This is a genomic window from Salmonella sp. A29-2, from assembly GCF_020150755.1.
Classification (GTDB): Bacteria; Pseudomonadota; Gammaproteobacteria; order Enterobacterales; family Enterobacteriaceae; genus Salmonella; species Salmonella enterica.
The window spans coordinates 4,550,909-4,569,017 of sequence record NZ_CP083731.1 but is presented as its reverse complement, the minus strand read 5'-3'; the positions used below and the strand labels follow the sequence as shown (position 1 = coordinate 4,569,017).

The 18,109-nt window shown below is 53.6% G+C and carries 12 protein-coding genes, 2 tRNA genes, 1 rRNA gene and 1 riboswitch; of the genes, 11 read left to right on the top strand and 4 right to left on the bottom strand.

The genetic code is table 11. The features are described 5' to 3' along the window. Window positions 1–171 precede the first annotated feature (171 nt). Together ppc and argE are read right to left on the bottom strand one after the other, a co-directional pair. Window positions 172–2,823 carry a phosphoenolpyruvate carboxylase gene (gene ppc, locus K8W53_RS22175; RefSeq protein ID WP_001005548.1) on the bottom strand — a complete coding sequence of 884 codons (2,652 nt, stop codon included), beginning with the start codon at window positions 2,821–2,823 and terminating at the stop codon, window positions 172–174. Between the two features lie 391 nt (window positions 2,824–3,214). Then, window positions 3,215–4,366 carry an acetylornithine deacetylase gene (argE, locus tag K8W53_RS22170; RefSeq protein ID WP_000800208.1) on the bottom strand — a complete coding sequence of 384 codons (1,152 nt, stop codon included), beginning with the start codon at window positions 4,364–4,366 and terminating at the stop codon, window positions 3,215–3,217. Between the two features lie 88 nt (window positions 4,367–4,454). Here argE and argC point away from each other — a divergent pair, with 88 nt between their 5' ends. The 4 genes from argC (at window position 4,455) to oxyR (ending at window position 8,938) form a co-directional block, all read left to right on the top strand. After that, on the top strand, window positions 4,455–5,459 hold the full coding sequence (gene argC / locus K8W53_RS22165; RefSeq protein ID WP_017441856.1) for an N-acetyl-gamma-glutamyl-phosphate reductase: 1,005 nt from the start codon (window positions 4,455–4,457) through the stop codon (window positions 5,457–5,459). A gap of 7 nt (window positions 5,460–5,466) precedes the next feature. Beyond that, complete coding sequence (argB, locus tag K8W53_RS22160) at window positions 5,467–6,243, top strand: acetylglutamate kinase (protein ID WP_001575262.1); 777 nt, start codon at window positions 5,467–5,469, stop codon at window positions 6,241–6,243. A gap of 117 nt (window positions 6,244–6,360) precedes the next feature. Then, window positions 6,361–7,737 (top strand): argininosuccinate lyase, encoded by a 1,377-nt coding sequence (gene argH, locus K8W53_RS22155; protein WP_010835126.1) that lies wholly within the window; start codon window positions 6,361–6,363, stop codon window positions 7,735–7,737. A 283-nt stretch (window positions 7,738–8,020) separates the two neighbouring features. Continuing rightward, window positions 8,021–8,938: a DNA-binding transcriptional regulator OxyR gene (gene oxyR, locus K8W53_RS22150; RefSeq protein WP_001025919.1), complete on the top strand. Its 918-nt coding sequence runs from the start codon at window positions 8,021–8,023 to the stop codon at window positions 8,936–8,938. Here oxyR and sthA read toward each other — a convergent pair. After that, entirely contained in the window at window positions 8,921–10,321 is a 1,401-nt protein-coding gene (gene sthA / locus K8W53_RS22145; protein ID WP_001120791.1) for a Si-specific NAD(P)(+) transhydrogenase, read from the bottom strand. The genes oxyR and sthA overlap by 18 nt on opposite strands. A gap of 198 nt (window positions 10,322–10,519) precedes the next feature. Between sthA and fabR the strand changes: the two genes are divergently transcribed. Then, on the top strand, window positions 10,520–11,155 hold the full coding sequence (gene fabR, locus K8W53_RS22140) for an HTH-type transcriptional repressor FabR (RefSeq protein ID WP_000971958.1): 636 nt from the start codon (window positions 10,520–10,522) through the stop codon (window positions 11,153–11,155). Window positions 11,156–11,170: 15 nt separating this feature from the next. Further along, a complete protein-coding gene (locus K8W53_RS22135) occupies window positions 11,171–11,530 on the top strand; it encodes a YijD family membrane protein (protein ID WP_000813838.1) in 360 nt (119 codons plus the stop codon). Between the two features lie 46 nt (window positions 11,531–11,576). On the opposite strand, the gene trmA is transcribed toward K8W53_RS22135, so the two are convergent. Then, complete coding sequence (gene trmA / locus K8W53_RS22130) at window positions 11,577–12,677, bottom strand: tRNA (uridine(54)-C5)-methyltransferase TrmA (RefSeq protein WP_023200574.1); 1,101 nt, start codon at window positions 12,675–12,677, stop codon at window positions 11,577–11,579. A 114-nt stretch (window positions 12,678–12,791) separates the two neighbouring features. Continuing rightward, window positions 12,792–12,985: riboswitch (cobalamin riboswitch) on the top strand. A 65-nt stretch (window positions 12,986–13,050) separates the two neighbouring features. Here trmA and btuB point away from each other — a divergent pair. From btuB to K8W53_RS22105, 5 genes are all read left to right on the top strand, one after another. Then, entirely contained in the window at window positions 13,051–14,895 is a 1,845-nt protein-coding gene (gene btuB, locus K8W53_RS22125; protein WP_000591403.1) for a TonB-dependent vitamin B12 receptor BtuB, read from the top strand. Next, window positions 14,840–15,691, top strand: a complete 852-nt coding sequence (gene murI / locus K8W53_RS22120; RefSeq protein ID WP_000201804.1) for a glutamate racemase — start codon at window positions 14,840–14,842, stop codon at window positions 15,689–15,691. Before btuB ends, murI begins: the two co-directional genes overlap by 56 nt. A 379-nt stretch (window positions 15,692–16,070) precedes the next feature. Next, window positions 16,071–17,612: ribosomal RNA gene (locus tag K8W53_RS22115) — 16S ribosomal RNA — on the top strand. A 69-nt stretch (window positions 17,613–17,681) separates the two neighbouring features. Next, a tRNA-Ile gene (locus tag K8W53_RS22110) sits at window positions 17,682–17,758 on the top strand. Window positions 17,759–17,867: 109 nt separating this feature from the next. Further along, window positions 17,868–17,943 (top strand) — tRNA-Ala (locus K8W53_RS22105). Window positions 17,944–18,109 lie beyond the last annotated feature (166 nt).

Below are 18,109 nucleotides of genomic sequence, written 5' to 3'. Positions count from 1 at the left end.
CCTGAACCTTAAAAGAATCTGAAGCAAACCTGCTTTATGCCGCACGTTTTGCTAAGAAAGATTTATAAATGCATAAAATGCAGACAGGAATATATTGAAAAAATGACGAGGATAACAGCAGTATTTCATGCCGCCCCCACATAACTGCGTGAGGGCGGCTTTCTTTTGGCGTTAGCCGGTGTTGCGCATACCGGCGGCGACGCCCGCAATCGTGACCATCAACGCCTGTTCGACGCGAGGATCGGGCGATTTGCCCTGCTCTTCAGTCAGACGGGAACGATACAGCAACTCGGCCTGCAACACGTTTAATGGATCGGTATAAACGTTTCTTAACTGAATGGACTCCGCAATCCACGGTAAGTCGGCCATCAGGTGCGAATCGTTGGCAATCGCCAGCACCACTTTAATGTCTTCTTCCAGCAGGTCACGTAGCTCTTTGCCCAGCGGCCATAGCGTTTTCGCCACCAGACGCTGATCGTAATAGTCGGCCAGCCACAGGTCGGCTTTCGAGAATACCATTTCCAGCATCCCAAGACGCGTGGAGAAGAACGGCCAGTCGCGGCACATGGCTTCCAGTTCGCTTTGTTTACCGTCTTCCACCACTTTTTGCAGCGCAGTACCCGCGCCCAGCCAGGCTGGCAGCATCAGGCGGTTTTGCGTCCAGGCGAAGATCCACGGAATCGCGCGCAGCGATTCGACGCCGCCAGTTGGACGACGTTTCGCCGGACGTGAGCCGAGCGGCAATTTGCCCAGCTCTTGCTCCGGCGTCGCGGAGCGGAAGTACGGTACAAAGTCTTTATTTTCGCGCACGTAGCCGCGGTAGGTTTCACAGGAGATGACGGAAAGCTCATCCATAATATGACGCCAGCTGTCTTTCGGTTCCGGCGGCGGCAGCAGGTTTGCTTCCAGAATTGCGCTGGTGTAGAGCGAGAGGCTGCTGACGGTGACTTCCGGCAGGCCGTATTTGAAGCGGATCATCTCGCCCTGCTCGGTAACGCGCAGGCCGCCTTTCAGACTGCCTGGCGGTTGCGAAAGCAGCGCCGCGTGGGCTGGCGCGCCGCCACGGCCAATAGAGCCGCCGCGGCCGTGGAAGAGGGTGAGCTCGATGCCGGCTTTTTCACAGGTTTTGATCAGGGCGTCCTGCGCCTGATACTGCGCCCATGACGCGGCCATAACGCCGGCGTCTTTCGCCGAGTCGGAGTAGCCGATCATGACCATCTGCTTACCCTGAATCAGCCCGCGATACCAGTCGATATTCAACAACTGGGTCATCACGTCGTCGGCATTGTTCAGGTCGTCGAGGGTTTCAAACAGCGGCGCGACCGGCATGGCAAAGCCGATACCTGCCTCTTTCAGCAACAGATGCACAGCCAGCACATCAGACGGCGTTTTCGCCATTGAAATTACGTAGGCGGCGATCGATCCTTTTGGCGCTTCGGCAATAACCTTGCAGGTTTCAAGCACTTCGCGGGTATCGTTGCTCGGCTCCCAATTACGCGGCAGCAGCGGACGTTTGGAGTTCAGTTCGCGGATCAGGAAGGCCTGCTTGTCGGCTTCCGACCAGCTTTCGTAGTCGCCAATACCAAGGTAGCGGGTAATTTCGCCCAGCGCTTCGGTATGGCGGGTGCTCTCCTGACGGATATCAATACGCACCAGCGGTACGCCGAAACACTTCACGCGGCGGAGCGTGTCGAGTAACTCGCCGTTGGCGATAATGCCCATGCCGCAGGCCTGTAACGACTGGTAGCAGGCGTACAGAGGTTCCCAGAGCTGCTCGTTTTGCGTCAGCAGGCCAGCCGGTTTGGGCAGCTTCTCGCCTTTCAGACGCGCTTCCAGCCAGGACTGGGTCGCCATCAGACGGGCGCGCAATTTTTTCATCAGGTAGCGATACGGCTCAGACGCGCCTTCTTCGCCCACTAACGCCAGCAGCTCCGGCGTGGCGTCGACCATCGACAGTTCTGATACCAGAACATGAATGTCTTTCAGGAACAGATCGGTGGCTTTCCAGCGGCTTAACAAGAGTACGTGGCGGGTGATATCCGCCGTCACGTTCGGGTTGCCGTCACGGTCGCCGCCCATCCAGGAGGTAAAACGTACCGGCACAAAATCCACCGGCAATTTGTAGCCGAGATTTTCTTCCAGCTGTTCGTTCAGTTCACGCAGATAGTTAGGTACGCCCTGCCACAGGCTGTTCTCAACCACGGCGAAGCCCCATTTGGCTTCATCCACCGGGCTTGGACGCTGCTTGCGGATCTCATCCGTATGCCAGGATTGGGCAATCAACTGGCGTAGGCGACGCATTACCTGGTGGCGTTCGTAGTCGGCGATATCGGTATTATCAAGCTGTTTCAGACAGTTATTGATTTCACCCATCTTGTGAATAAGCGTACGGCGGGTAATTTCTGTCGGGTGGGCGGTTAGCACCAACTCCAGAGACAGCGACTCTACCGCTTTTTTGATGGTTGCGTCGTTGAGGTCCGGTTGGTTTTTCAGTTTGCGCAGAGTGCGGGCAATCACTTCCGGGTTGCTGGCGGCTTCGCCTTTTGGCGAAATGCTGTGGTATTGCTCGGCAGTATTGGCCAGGTTCAGGAACTGACTAAACGCGCGCGCAACTGGCAGCAGCTCGTCATTAGACAAATTTTGTAGCGTGGTGAGCAGCTCCTGGCGATTAGCTTCATTGCCGGCGCGTGAAGATTTGGATAGCTTACGGATTGTTTCTACGCGATCAAGAATGTGTTCTCCCAGCGCATCCTTGATGGTTTCTCCCAGCACCTTGCCGAGCATACTGACATTACTACGCAACGCGGAATATTGTTCGTTCATATGATCCCAGACACCCCATCTCTGTTGTAATTGTCCTGCATCTTTCACGCTGCGGCGGCGTTGGCTGCGCTCTCCCACCCAGGTCACTTACTTATGTAAGCTCCCTGGGATGTGCTCGTTTGCCGTCTTGCCGCAACGCGAAATCTTTCGGACCAAGCTTTTTCACATCACTTCTCATCTTTATAAAGCCACGTAAAACCCGTGGCGTCAATTACTGCGAAATCGGTTCAGCAAACGAAAAAATGGCGGTAATTTATTAAAGTTAATTCGCATCGTGCCAAATAAGAAATGCTTATGAACATGTGGCGTAGAGACGCCGGATGGCGCTGCGCTTATCCGGCCTACAAGACGGGGTAGGCCCGGTAAACATCACGTCACCGGGCAATATGCATTAATGCCAGCAAAAATGGTGTACTACCTGGGTAATCAATTCCCGGGTTGGCTTAATAAAACGCGTTTCGAGATATTCATCCGGCTGATGCGCCTGATTAATTGAGCCCGGACCAAGCACCAGCGTTGGGCATAATGTCTGCATAAACGGCGCTTCAGTACAGTAGTTCACCACGTCGGTTTTCGTTCCCAACAGTTTTTCTACTACTTCAACCAGTTGGTGGTCCGGTGGACACTCATAACCTGGAATCGGCGGATGTAATTCCGCCACCGTCAGGCGGCCCGGCCAGCGTTCGCTTACCGGGGCCAGCGCGTCGTTAAGCAGTCCATTAAGGTCGTTTAACGTCATGCCCGGCAGTGGACGAATATCCATATGCAATTCGCAGCAGGCGCAGATACGGTTTGAGGCATCGCCGCCGTGGATATGGCCCAGATTCAGCGTTGGATACGGAACGGTAAACGCCTCGTAGTGATACCGCGCTTTCAGCGAGTCACGCAGTTGCATGATATGGCCAATCGCATCGTGCATCAGTTCAATGGCGTTAACCCCACGCGCCGGGTCGCTGGAATGACCGGACTGCCCCAGGACGCGAACGACATTAGAGATATGCCCTTTGTGCGCGCGTATCGGTTGCAACGACGTCGGTTCGCCAATGATCGCGCAGTCCGGACGTAATGCCGTGGTTTCGGAAAAATAACGCGCCCCCGCCATGCTGGTCTCTTCATCGGCGGTCGCCAGAATGTAGAGCGGCTTTTTCAACTTTGTGACGTCAACGTCACGTAGCGCGTCCAGAATAAAAGCGAAGAAGCCTTTCATATCCGCAGTGCCCAGACCATAGAGCTTATTGTCGTGCTCGGTCAGCGTGAACGGGTCGCGCGTCCAGCGTCCGTCATCAAAGGGAACCGTGTCGGTATGGCCGGTCAGCAGCAAACCGCCCGCGCCATGTCCGGTGCTGGCGAGCATATTGAATTTGTTTCGCGTTCCTGGAACCGGTTGAACCTCTACGTTGAAACCAAGATCGCTGAACCAGCCTGCAAGCAAAGTGATTAAAGACGCATTACTTTGATCCAGGGATTCTTCGGTTGCGCTTATCGACGGTGTGGCAATCAGAGCGCGGTAAATCTCGATAAATGGCGGTAAAACGTTTTTCATTGTTGACACACCTCAGGTCATGATAGTATCAATATTCATGCATTAATTATGAATAAAAATACATTAACGTTGAGCATAAAGGAACCCGATGTTGAATACGCTGATTGTAGGCGCTAGCGGTTATGCGGGCGCAGAGCTTGTAAGCTACGTAAATCGCCACCCACATATGACCATAACCGCTTTGACCGTCTCAGCGCAAAGCAATGATGCAGGAAAGTTAATTTCTGATTTACATCCGCAGTTAAAAGGGATTGTCGACCTGCCATTGCAACCGATGTCGGATGTACGTGACTTTAGCGCAGATGTTGATGTGGTGTTCCTGGCGACAGCGCATGAAGTGAGCCACGATCTGGCGCCGCAATTTTTACAGGCCGGATGCGTCGTATTCGATCTTTCCGGCGCGTTTCGGGTAAACGATCGCGCCTTCTATGAAAAGTACTACGGATTTACTCATCAGTATCCTGAGCTGCTGGAGCAGGCGGTGTACGGTCTGGCGGAGTGGAATGCCGATAAACTGAACACGGCGAATCTGATTGCGGTTCCTGGTTGCTATCCAACCGCAGCGCAGTTGTCGCTAAAACCGCTGATTGACGGCGGGCTTCTGGATCTGACGCAGTGGCCGGTAATTAATGCCACCAGCGGGGTGAGCGGCGCGGGGCGCAAAGCGGCAATATCGAACAGTTTCTGTGAAGTGAGTTTGCAACCGTATGGCGTGTTTACGCATCGTCATCAGCCGGAAATCGCCGTCCATCTGGGCGCGGAGGTCATCTTCACCCCGCATCTGGGGAATTTCCCGCGCGGGATTCTGGAAACCATTACCTGCCGCCTGAAAGCGGGAGTAACCCATGCGCAGATCGCCGACGTGTTGCAAAAAGCCTATGGCGACAAACCGCTGGTGCGCCTGTATGACAAAGGCGTTCCGGCGTTAAAGAACGTCGTCGGGCTGCCGTTCTGCGATATTGGTTTTGCCGTCCAGGGCGAACATCTGATTGTGGTGGCAACCGAAGACAACTTGTTGAAAGGCGCAGCGGCGCAGGCGGTGCAGTGCGCTAATATTCGTTTTGGCTTCGCTGAAACGCAGTCTCTTATTTAAGGGTGAAATGATGAATCCATTAATTATCAAGCTGGGTGGCGTATTACTGGATAGCGAAGAGGCTCTGGAACGTCTTTTTACCGCGCTGGTCAACTATCGTGAGTCCCATCAGCGTCCGCTGGTGATTGTTCACGGCGGCGGTTGCGTGGTGGATGAGCTGATGAAAGGGCTTAATTTGCCAGTGAAAAAGAAAGACGGCCTGCGCGTGACGCCTGCCGATCAGATTGGCATCATTACCGGCGCGCTGGCGGGAACCGCTAACAAGACTCTGCTGGCTTGGGCGAAGAAACACCATATCGCCTCCGTTGGTCTGTTTCTGGGCGATGGCGACAGCGTAAACGTGACTCAACTCGATGAAGCGTTAGGCCACGTCGGGCTGGCGCAGCCGGGGTCGCCGAAGCTGATTAACATGCTGCTGGAAAACGGCTTTCTGCCGGTGGTCAGCTCCATTGGCGTAACAGACGACGGCCAACTGATGAACGTCAACGCCGATCAGGCGGCAACCGCGCTGGCGGCGACGCTGGGGGCCGATCTGATCCTGCTTTCCGACGTGAGCGGTATTCTGGACGGCAAAGGCCAGCGTATCGCCGAAATGACGGCGTCCAAAGCCGAGCAGCTTATCGACCAGGGCATTATTACCGACGGGATGATTGTGAAAGTGAATGCGGCTCTCGATGCTGCGCGGGCGCTGGGTCGCCCGGTGGATATCGCTTCCTGGCGTCATGCGGAGCAACTGCCGGCGCTGTTTAACGGCACGCCGATTGGCACGCGTATTCTGGCTTAACTATTTGTTCGCCCGATGGCGGCTGCGCCTTATCGGGCCTACGTGAACAGAAATTATAGGCCGGATAAGCGTAGCGCCATCCGGCAGTGAAATTCGAAGAATTTAAGGAAGTCTATTATGGCACTTTGGGGTGGGCGTTTTACACAGGCGGCAGACCAGCGGTTTAAACAATTCAATGATTCGTTGCGCTTCGATTACCGTCTGGCGGAGCAGGATATTGTCGGTTCTGTGGCCTGGTCCAAAGCATTGGTCACGGTAGGCGTACTGACTGCCGATGAGCAACGACAGTTGGAAGAAGCGCTGAACGTGTTGCTGGAAGAGGTTCGCGCGAATCCGCAGCAAATCCTGCAAAGCGATGCGGAAGATATCCATAGCTGGGTGGAAGGTAAGCTCATCGACAAAGTGGGTCAGTTGGGTAAAAAGCTGCACACCGGACGCAGCCGTAACGATCAGGTGGCGACGGACCTGAAACTGTGGTGCAAAGAGACGGTGAGGGAACTGCTTACCGCTAACCGCCAGCTACAGAGCGCGCTGGTGGAAACCGCGCAGGCGAACCAGGACGCGGTAATGCCGGGATATACCCATCTGCAACGTGCGCAGCCGGTGACTTTCGCCCACTGGTGTCTCGCGTATGTCGAAATGCTGGCGCGCGATGAAAGCCGCCTGCAGGACACGCTTAAACGTCTGGACGTGAGTCCGCTAGGCTGCGGCGCGTTGGCGGGAACGGCCTATGAAATTGACCGTGAACAATTGGCAGGCTGGCTGGGCTTTGCGTCTGCGACCCGCAACAGCCTGGACAGCGTGTCCGATCGTGACCACGTACTGGAACTGCTTTCTGATGCGGCTATCGGCATGGTGCATCTGTCACGCTTCGCGGAAGATCTGATTTTCTTTAATTCTGGTGAAGCGGGTTTTGTAGAGCTTTCTGACCGCGTGACTTCCGGTTCATCGTTAATGCCGCAGAAGAAAAACCCGGACGCGCTGGAGCTGATTCGCGGTAAGTGCGGTCGCGTACAAGGGGCGCTAACCGGCATGATGATGACCTTAAAAGGTCTGCCGCTGGCGTATAACAAAGATATGCAGGAAGACAAAGAAGGGCTGTTCGATGCGCTCGATACCTGGCTTGACTGCCTGCATATGGCGGCGTTGGTGCTGGACGGTATTCAGGTGAAACGCCCACGTTGTCAGGACGCGGCGCAACAGGGGTATGCCAACGCCACGGAGCTGGCGGATTACCTGGTCGCGAAAGGCGTGCCGTTCCGCGAAGCGCACCATATTGTCGGCGAAGCGGTGGTAGAAGCTATTCGCCAGGGTAAGCCGCTGGAAGCGTTGCCGCTGGCCGATTTACAGAAATTCAGCCGCGTGATTGGCGACGATGTGTATCCGATATTGTCTTTGCAGTCGTGTCTGGATAAACGGGCGGCAAAAGGCGGCGTTTCTCCGCAGCAGGTGGCGCAGGCCATCGACGATGCGAAGGCGCGCCTCGCGTTGTAGGCCTTATAAGCGTAGCGCTATCAGGTAATACTGCCCGGCCGAGCATCAGCGACGCCGGGCTTTTTTACGCAAAAAAAAGCGGACCAGAGGTCCGCAAAAGTTCACGTTGGCTTTAGTTATTTCGGGTTCGAGAGATACCCTCTGAACGGGCGGTGTCTTCAAGGGTTAAACGAGAAACCGCTCCGTTCTGTGATGTATTATTAATCAGAAAGGTTGATAGGGATAATCGTTCATTGCTATGCTACCTATCGCCATGAACTATCGTGGCGACGGAGGATGAATAATGAATATTCGTGATCTTGAATATCTGGTGGCGTTAGCCGAACATCGCCATTTCCGGCGAGCGGCGGACTCCTGTCACGTCAGCCAGCCAACCCTTAGTGGGCAAATACGTAAGCTGGAAGATGAGCTGGGCGTTATGCTGCTGGAGCGTACGAGCCGTAAGGTGCTGTTTACCCAAGCGGGCTTACTGCTGGTGGATCAGGCGCGTACCGTACTGCGTGAGGTCAAGGTGCTCAAGGAGATGGCAAGCCAACAAGGCGAGACGATGTCCGGCCCGCTGCATATTGGTTTAATCCCAACGATTGGTCCCTATTTGCTGCCGCTTATCATTCCAATGTTGCACCAGACTTTCCCGAAGCTGGAAATGTATCTGCATGAGGCGCAAACGCATCAGTTGTTAGCGCAACTCGATAGCGGCAAGCTTGACTGCGCTATTCTGGCGCTGGTGAAAGAGAGCGAGGCGTTTATCGAAGTGCCGCTGTTTGATGAGCCCATGATGCTGGCTATTTATGAGGATCATCCGTGGGCGAATCGCGATCGCGTGCCGATGTCCGACCTGGCGGGCGAGAAATTGCTGATGCTGGAAGATGGCCACTGTCTGCGCGATCAGGCGATGGGGTTCTGTTTTGAAGCGGGAGCGGATGAAGATACCCATTTCCGGGCGACCAGTCTGGAAACGCTGCGCAACATGGTGGCGGCGGGCAGTGGTATTACACTACTCCCCGCGCTGGCCGTACCGCAGGAGCGTAAGCGCGACGGCGTGGTTTATCTGCCATGCATTAAGCCGGAGCCGCGTCGTACCGTGGGGCTGGTTTATCGCCCGGGATCGCCGCTGCGTAGCCGTTATGAGCAACTGGCTGAGGCCATCCGTGGCGCAATGGATGGCCATTTCGATAAGGCGTTAAAACAGGCGGTTTAAGCCGTTCAACGCCGCAACCCGATAAGCTTCCGCCATGGTTGGGTAGTTAAAGGTGGTGTTAACGAAGTATTCGATAGTGTTACCGCCACCTTTCTGCTCCATGATCGCCTGGCCGATATGAATAATTTCGGCGGCGCGTTCGCCAAAGCAGTGAATCCCCAGAATTTCTTTGGTTTCGCGGTGGAAGAGAATTTTTAGCGTGCCGACGTTCATGCCGACGATTTGCGCTCGCGCCAGATGCTTAAACTGCGCGCGGCCCACTTCGTAAGGCACTTTCATTGCCGTTAACTGCTGCTCGGTTTTGCCGACAGAACTGATTTCCGGAATGGTATAAATCCCGGTGGGGATATCTTCGATAAGATGCGCGGTCGCTTCGCCTTTCACCAGCGCCTGCGCTGCAATACGCCCCTGATCGTAGGCGGCGGAGGCCAGACTGGGATAGCCAATCACGTCGCCCACCGCATAGACGTGCGGCAGGGCGGTCTGGTACATACTGTTGACTTTGAGCTGTCCACGGCTGTCTGTTTCCAGACCAATATTCTCCAGCGCCAGCGAATCGGTGTTACCGGTACGGCCATTAGCATAGAGCAGGCAGTCAGCCTTCAGTTTTTTGCCGGATTTCAGGTGCATGATGACGCCATCATCGCAGCCTTCGATTTTCTCATACTCTTCATTGTGGCGAATCACCACGCCGCTATTCCAGAAATGGTAAGAGAGAGAGTCGGACATCTCCTGATCGAGAAAGGCCAGCAGGCGATCGCGGGTGTTGATCAGATCCACTTTCACATCCATACCGCGGAAGATGGACGCATATTCGCAGCCGATAACGCCAGCGCCGTAAATAATAACGTGGCGCGGTTCATGGTGGAGACTCAGGATTGAGTCGCTGTCATAAATGCGCGGATGCGAGAAATCCACATCACTGGGATGGTAAGGACGCGAACCACAGGCAATAACAAATTTTTCTGCCGTCAGGGTTTCAACCGTGCCGTCATGGCATTCCAGCGCCAGGGTATGTTCGTCAATAAAATGGGCGTTGCCCTGCAAGATTTCACAGTGGTTACGCTCATAAAACCCCTGACGCATACGCGTTTGTTGATTAATCACGTTATCGGCATGATTAAGGATATCGGCGAAAGAAGAACGAAGAAGACGGGAGTGGTCGCTATAGAGCGGGTTTTGATTAAATTCAATAATGCGGCTGACGGCGTGGCGAAGGGCTTTGGATGGAATGGTGCCCCAGTGGGTACATCCGCCGCCAACGTTATGATAACGCTCAATCACCGCGACGCGTGCTCCTTGCTTAACCAGACCCATTGCAGCGCCTTCACCGCCGGGGCCTGACCCTATGACGACTGCATCATAATCCCAGGAATGTGGCATGGTATTACTCACCTGTTTTTATACATAAAATAAACACGATGATAACATTTGCCCGGCTTTAACCCAATTATCGTTGTGCTTTTTTGCGAAGCCGGAGCACAAACTGTCTGTAAACAATCATTCACAATCCAGTGTGAACCCGTTACTTTTATTCTCTGGTATAGTGCCGAATAAGGCATATGGAAGGATTCAGACATTGTGATGGGTGTTAGAGCGCAACAAAAAGAAAAAACCCGGCGTTCGCTGGTGGAAGCCGCATTCAGCCAACTGAGCGCTGAGCGGAGTTTCGCCAGCCTGAGTTTGCGTGAGGTGGCGCGTGAAGCGGGCATCGCGCCAACGTCGTTTTACCGTCATTTTCGCGATGTCGATGAACTCGGTCTGACGATGGTGGATGAAAGCGGTCTGATGCTGCGTCAGTTGATGCGTCAGGCGCGACAGCGCATCGCGAAAGGCGGCAGCGTCATTCGCACGTCGGTCTCCACATTTATGGAGTTTATCGGCAACAACCCCAACGCCTTCCGTCTGTTGTTGCGCGAGCGTTCCGGCACTTCCGCGGCGTTTCGTGCCGCCGTCGCGCGGGAGATTCAGCATTTTATTGCGGAACTTGCCGACTATCTGGAACTCGAAAACCATATGCCGCGCGCGTTTACTGAAGCCCAGGCCGAAGCGATGGTGACTATTGTCTTTAGCGCGGGCGCAGAGGCGTTGGACATCGGCGCTGAACAGCGTCGGCAATTAGAAGAGCGGCTGGTATTGCAACTGCGCATGATTGCGAAAGGGGCGTATTACTGGTATCGCCGTGAGCAAGAGAAAATAGCACATCATTCCGAATAACGTGAAGGACGAGTAATGAAACAGTCAGGTCAAGATAAAGGTACGCTGTTGCTGGCGCTCATCGCTGGCTTATCGATTAACGGCACATTCGCGGCGCTGTTTAGCGCTATTGTGCCGTTCTCCGTATTCCCGGTTATCTCGCTGGTGCTGACGGTATATTGTCTGCATCAGCGCTACCAAAATCGTACTATGCCGGTAGGTTTGCCGGGGTTGGCCGCCGCCTGTTTCATTCTTGGCGTTTTACTGTATAGCACCGTCGTGCGTGCAGAATATCCGGATATTGGCTCTAATTTCTTCCCGGCGGTGCTGTCGGTGATTCTGGTATTCTGGATTGGCTTTAAACTACGTAACCGCAAGCAGGATACCGCGGAATAGTGTGTGAATGCCGGATGGCGGTATAACCGGCCATCCGACGTACATTTTACCTTGCGGTGAGTAATACTCCGCATTCCATATGATGCGTATACGGGAACTGATCGAATAGCGCCAGGCGAGACACCGTGTGCGTCTGGCTTAACGTTTCCAGGTTTTTGCACAACGTTTCCGGATTGCAGGAAATGTACAGAATACGTGGATAAGCCTGCACCATTTTTTCCGTTTCGCTGTCCAGACCGCTGCGCGGCGGATCGACAAAAATGGTTTCGCACTGATAGCGCTTCAGATCGATCCCCTGCAGGCGGTTAAACTCACGAACGCCATTCATCGCCTGGGTAAACTCTTCCGCCGCCATGCGAATAATTTGCACATTATCAATATGATTAGCGGCAATATTGTACTGTGCGGCAGCGACGGACGGTTTGGCGATTTCGGTTGCCAGCACGCGGTTAAAATTGCGCGCCAGCGCTAAAGAAAAATTGCCGTTGCCGCAATACAACTCAAGCAGATCGCCTTTTGAGTCTTTCGTCACCTCCAGCGCCCACTCTAACATCTGAATATTCATGGCGGCGTTTGGCTGCGTAAAGCTGTTTTCGACCTGGCGGTAGATCATCTCTTTACCTGCCACAGGCAGACGCTCATCAATATAATCCTGATCCAATTCGATTTTGGTTTTAGTGGCCCGGCCAATCAGGTGTACGTTCAGACCTTGCGCGCGTAAAGCATCGCGTAACGCAGTGGCGGCTTCACGCCACTCTTCGTCCAGCTTCTTATGGTACAGCAACGACACTACCGCCTGGTTGCTCAAGGTCGTGAGATAATCGATCTGGAACAGCTTATGCCGCAGTGCATGATTATCGCGCACGCCGGCAATCATCGCCTTCATTAAGGTATTAATCAGTTGGCTGGCCGCCGGGAAGGTGTCAACGCGAATCCGGCTTTTGGTCTGCTGATCAAACATAATGTGGTACAGGTCATCGCCGTCATGCCACAGGCGAAATTCCGCACGCATACGATAGTGACTGACCGGCGAGCGAAATACTTCCGGAACCAGGTCAGAAAACGGCGCCATCATACTCTGCAAGCGCGCCACTTTTTCGGCCAGCTGCGCCTCATACTGTTCTGTCGGAAGATGTTCGGGGGTCATATCGCATCCTGAATAATAAAAGTACGCGGGGATTGTAGGGATTGCTCAGTGGATGTCCAGCTATTGATGATTTCTGATTTGTGATGCGCGGTCTGGACAGGGTGTTGTGACAGACGGTAGCATCCGTGGGCCGGTCCTGTGAGTTAATAGGGAATCCAGTGAAAATCTGGAGCTGACGCGCAGCGGTAAGGAAAGGTGAGATGAGAGCGTAAGCAGACACTGCCTCCGGCGGGAAGTCATCATTTCTGCTATCCAGCCAACGGATAACCCTCCAAGCCCGAAGACCTGCCGGCTAACGTCGCATCTGGTTTTTCATCATCGCGTACTATCGATGAAGCCTGCGGCATCCTTCTTATATTGTGGATGCTTTACAATGATTAAAAAAGCTACGCTGCTGACGGCGTTCTCCGTCACGGCCTTTTCCGCTTGGGCGCAGGACACTAGCCCGGATACCCTGGTTGTCACCGCCAACCGTTTTCAGCAGCCGCGCAGCGCGGTTCTGGCGCCCGTTACCATCGTGACGCGTCAGGATATTGAACGCTGGCAATCGACCTCCGTAAATGATGTTCTGCGCCGTTTGCCTGGCGTCGATATTGCGCAGAGCGGCGGCGCCGGACAAAACTCCTCCATTTTCATTCGCGGCACCAACTCCAGCCATGTACTGGTATTGATTGACGGCGTGCGTCTGAATTTAGCAGGCGTGAGCGGGTCCGCCGATCTCAGCCAGTTCCCGGTGTCGCTGGTACAGCGCATTGAATATATTCGCGGTCCGCGCTCCGCTATTTATGGTTCCGATGCTATCGGCGGCGTAGTGAATATCATTACGACGCGCGATAACCCAGGCACAGAATTAACCGCTGGATGGGGAAGCAATAGCTACCAGAATTACGACATCTCGACGCAACAGCAACTTGGCGAAAACACGCGGGCGACGTTGATCGGCGATTACGAATACACCAAAGGGTTTGACGTGGTAGCGAAAGGCGGTACCGGGATGCAGGCGCAGCCTGACCGGGACGGCTTTTTGAGTAAAACGCTCTATGGCGCGTTAGAGCATACCTTTTCTGATCGCTGGAGCGGATTCGTGCGTGGTTATGGCTACGATAACCGTACCGATTACGACGCCTATTACTCGCCGGGCTCGCCGCTGATTGATACACGCAAACTTTATAGCCAAAGCTGGGACGCCGGGCTGCGCTTTAATGGCGAACGTATTCAGTCTCAGCTGGTTTCAAGCTATAGCCACAGTAAAGATTACAACTATGATCCGCACTATGGCCGGTATGATACCTCCGCCACGCTGGATGAGATGAAACAGTACAATGTTCAATGGACCAACAGTGTGGTCGTGGGGCACGGTAATGTTGGGGCGGGCGTAGACTGGCAGAAACAGACTACCACGCCTGGTACCGGCTATGTGCCCGAGGGATATGACCAGCGTAATACCGGGGTTTACCTGACAGGATTACAACAGTTGGGTGACTTCACTCTGGAAGCGGCGGCGCGCAGTGATGACAACTCCCAGTTTGGCCGTCATGGTACATGGCAAACCAGCGCAGGATGGGAGTTTATAGAAGGTTATCGCTTTATTGCCTCCTACGGAACCTCCTACAAAGCGCCTAATTTGGGCCAACTGTATGGTTATTACGGTAATCCGAACCTGAATCCTGAAAAGAGTAAACAGTGGGAAGGCGCATTTGAAGGGCTAACCGCTGGCGTCAGCTGGCGTATTTCAGGTTATCGTAACGATATTAATGACATGATCGATTATGACGATCATCTGCAAAAATATTACAACGAAGGTAAGGCGCGCATTAAAGGTATTGAGGCGACGGCGAATTTCGATACCGGACCGTTAACGCATACGGTCAGTTATGATTACGTTGATGCGCGTAATGCGATTACCGATACGCCATTACCGCGGCGTTCCAAACAGATGGCAAAATATCAACTTGACTGGGACGTTTACGATTTTGACTGGGGGGTGACATATCAATACCTTGGTTCCCGCTATGATTCGGACTACTCCGCTTACCCATACCGGACAGTAAAAATGGGCGGCGTCAGTTTATGGGATCTTACGGTTGCATATCCGGTCACCTCACATCTGACAGTTCGTGGTAAAATAGCCAACCTGTTCGACAAAGATTACGAGACAGTTTATGGCTACCAAACTGCAGGACGAGAATACACCTTGTCTGGCAGCTACACCTTCTGAACCACGTCCCACCGTGCTGGTATTTGATTCCGGCGTCGGTGGATTGTCGGTCTATGATGAGATTCGGCGGCTCCTGCCGGATCTCCACTATATATATGCTTTCGATAACGTGGCTTTCCCCTACGGGGAAAAGAGTGAAACGTTTATCGTCGAGCGCGTTGTCGAGATTGTGACTGCGGTACAGCAGCGCTATCCCCTTTCACTGGCGGTGATTGCCTGTAATACCGCCAGTACGGTCTCACTTCCCGCATTACGTGAAAAGTTTGCCTTCCCGGTGGTGGGCGTTGTGCCTGCGATTAAACCAGCGGCGCGGCTGACCGCAAATGGCGTCGTCGGGCTACTGGCGACGAGAGCCACGGTCAAACGTCCTTATACTCACGAGCTGATTGCGCGCTTCGCTAATGAATGTCAGATAGCGATGTTGGGGTCGGCAGAACTGGTGGAACTGGCGGAAGCTAAATTACATGGCGATTCGGTATCGCTGGAAGAACTGCGCCGCATATTACGCCCATGGCTACGAATGCCGGAGCCGCCTGACACGGTCGTTCTGGGGTGTACGCATTTCCCTCTATTACGGGACGAGCTTTTGCAAGTCCTGCCCGAAGGGACGCGGTTAGTGGATTCCGGCGCGGCGATAGCGCGTCGTACAGCCTGGCTGTTGGAACATGAAGCGCCGGATGCGAAATCAACCGATGCCAATATTGCTTATTGCATGGCAATGACGCCAGGAGCTGAACAATTATTACCCGTTTTACAGCGTTATGGCTTTGAAACGCTCGAAAAACTGGCGGTTTAATGGCGTTTTGGGTAAATACCAGGCACTTGAGAAATTATTTTAAATTTCCTCTTGTCAGGCAGAAATAACTCCCTATAATGCGCCACCACTGACACGGAACAACGGCACACAGGCCGCCGGGTCAGCGGGGTTCAGACCAGAACCTCACGGAGAAAAGCGAAAATAAACGCTTGACTCTGAAGCGGGAAAGCGTAATATGCACACCCCGCGCCGCTGAGAAAAAGCGAAGCGGCACTGCTCTTTAACAATTTATCAGACAATCTGTGTGGGCACTCGAAGATACGGATTCTTAACGTCCTCGGACGAAAAATGAATACCAAGTCTCAAGAGTGAACACGTAATTCATTACGAAGTTTAATTGATTGAGCATCAAACTTTTAAATTGAAGAGTTTGATCATGGCTCAGATTGAACGCTGGCGGCAGGCCTAACACATGCAAGTCGAACGGTAACAGGAAGCAGCTTGCTGCTTTGCTGACGAGTGGCGGACGGGTGAGTAATGTCTGGGAAACTGCCTGATGGAGGGGGATAACTACTGGAAACGGTGGCTAATACCGCATAACGTCGCAAGACCAAAGAGGGGGACCTTCGGGCCTCTTGCCATCAGATGTGCCCAGATGGGATTAGCTTGTTGGTGAGGTAACGGCTCACCAAGGCGACGATCCCTAGCTGGTCTGAGAGGATGACCAGCCACACTGGAACTGAGACACGGTCCAGACTCCTACGGGAGGCAGCAGTGGGGAATATTGCACAATGGGCGCAAGCCTGATGCAGCCATGCCGCGTGTATGAAGAAGGCCTTCGGGTTGTAAAGTACTTTCAGCGGGGAGGAAGGTGTTGTGGTTAATAACCGCAGCAATTGACGTTACCCGCAGAAGAAGCACCGGCTAACTCCGTGCCAGCAGCCGCGGTAATACGGAGGGTGCAAGCGTTAATCGGAATTACTGGGCGTAAAGCGCACGCAGGCGGTCTGTCAAGTCGGATGTGAAATCCCCGGGCTCAACCTGGGAACTGCATTCGAAACTGGCAGGCTTGAGTCTTGTAGAGGGGGGTAGAATTCCAGGTGTAGCGGTGAAATGCGTAGAGATCTGGAGGAATACCGGTGGCGAAGGCGGCCCCCTGGACAAAGACTGACGCTCAGGTGCGAAAGCGTGGGGAGCAAACAGGATTAGATACCCTGGTAGTCCACGCCGTAAACGATGTCTACTTGGAGGTTGTGCCCTTGAGGCGTGGCTTCCGGAGCTAACGCGTTAAGTAGACCGCCTGGGGAGTACGGCCGCAAGGTTAAAACTCAAATGAATTGACGGGGGCCCGCACAAGCGGTGGAGCATGTGGTTTAATTCGATGCAACGCGAAGAACCTTACCTGGTCTTGACATCCACGGAAGTTTTCAGAGATGAGAATGTGCCTTCGGGAACCGTGAGACAGGTGCTGCATGGCTGTCGTCAGCTCGTGTTGTGAAATGTTGGGTTAAGTCCCGCAACGAGCGCAACCCTTATCCTTTGTTGCCAGCGATTAGGTCGGGAACTCAAAGGAGACTGCCAGTGATAAACTGGAGGAAGGTGGGGATGACGTCAAGTCATCATGGCCCTTACGACCAGGGCTACACACGTGCTACAATGGCGCATACAAAGAGAAGCGACCTCGCGAGAGCAAGCGGACCTCATAAAGTGCGTCGTAGTCCGGATTGGAGTCTGCAACTCGACTCCATGAAGTCGGAATCGCTAGTAATCGTGGATCAGAATGCCACGGTGAATACGTTCCCGGGCCTTGTACACACCGCCCGTCACACCATGGGAGTGGGTTGCAAAAGAAGTAGGTAGCTTAACCTTCGGGAGGGCGCTTACCACTTTGTGATTCATGACTGGGGTGAAGTCGTAACAAGGTAACCGTAGGGGAACCTGCGGTTGGATCACCTCCTTACCTTAAAGAAGCGTACTTTGCAGTGCTCACACAGATTGTCTGATGAAAAACGAGCAGTAAAACCTCTACAGGCTTGTAGCTCAGGTGGTTAGAGCGCACCCCTGATAAGGGTGAGGTCGGTGGTTCAAGTCCACTCAGGCCTACCAGATTCGCTCCCGTGCTTTGTTGTGGCAAAGCTCGCATACTTCAGTATGCTTCGCTTCACCACGCCGCGCCCGGAAACGAATCAAAGGTAAGAGGTTCTGACTACACGATGGGGCTATAGCTCAGCTGGGAGAGCGCCTGCTTTGCACGCAGGAGGTCTGCGGTTCGATCCCGCATAGCTCCACCATCTCGTGAGTGTTTACGAAAAAATACTTCAGAGTGTACCTGAAAGGGTTCACTGCGAAGTTTTGCTCTTTAAAAATCTGGATCAAGCTGAAAATTGAAACACAGAACAACGAAAGTTGTTCGTGAGTCTCTCAAATTTTCGCAACACGATGATGAATCGAAAGAAA

Bases quoted from the DNA above. Each gene is read 5' to 3' on its own strand.
- ppc (WP_001005548.1), bottom strand. From the start codon at position 2,823: ATGAACGAACAATATTCCGCGTTGCGTAGTAATGTCAGTATGCTCGGC.
- argE (WP_000800208.1), bottom strand. From the start codon at position 4,366: ATGAAAAACGTTTTACCGCCATTTATCGAGATTTACCGCGCTCTGATT.
- argC (WP_017441856.1), top strand. From the start codon at position 4,455: ATGTTGAATACGCTGATTGTAGGCGCTAGCGGTTATGCGGGCGCAGAG.
- argB (WP_001575262.1), top strand. From the start codon at position 5,467: ATGATGAATCCATTAATTATCAAGCTGGGTGGCGTATTACTGGATAGC.
- argH (WP_010835126.1), top strand. From the start codon at position 6,361: ATGGCACTTTGGGGTGGGCGTTTTACACAGGCGGCAGACCAGCGGTTT.
- oxyR (WP_001025919.1), top strand. From the start codon at position 8,021: ATGAATATTCGTGATCTTGAATATCTGGTGGCGTTAGCCGAACATCGC.
- sthA (WP_001120791.1), bottom strand. From the start codon at position 10,321: ATGCCACATTCCTGGGATTATGATGCAGTCGTCATAGGGTCAGGCCCC.
- K8W53_RS22135 (WP_000813838.1), top strand. From the start codon at position 11,171: ATGAAACAGTCAGGTCAAGATAAAGGTACGCTGTTGCTGGCGCTCATC.
- trmA (WP_023200574.1), bottom strand. From the start codon at position 12,677: ATGACCCCCGAACATCTTCCGACAGAACAGTATGAGGCGCAGCTGGCC.
- btuB (WP_000591403.1), top strand. From the start codon at position 13,051: ATGATTAAAAAAGCTACGCTGCTGACGGCGTTCTCCGTCACGGCCTTT.
- murI (WP_000201804.1), top strand. From the start codon at position 14,840: ATGGCTACCAAACTGCAGGACGAGAATACACCTTGTCTGGCAGCTACA.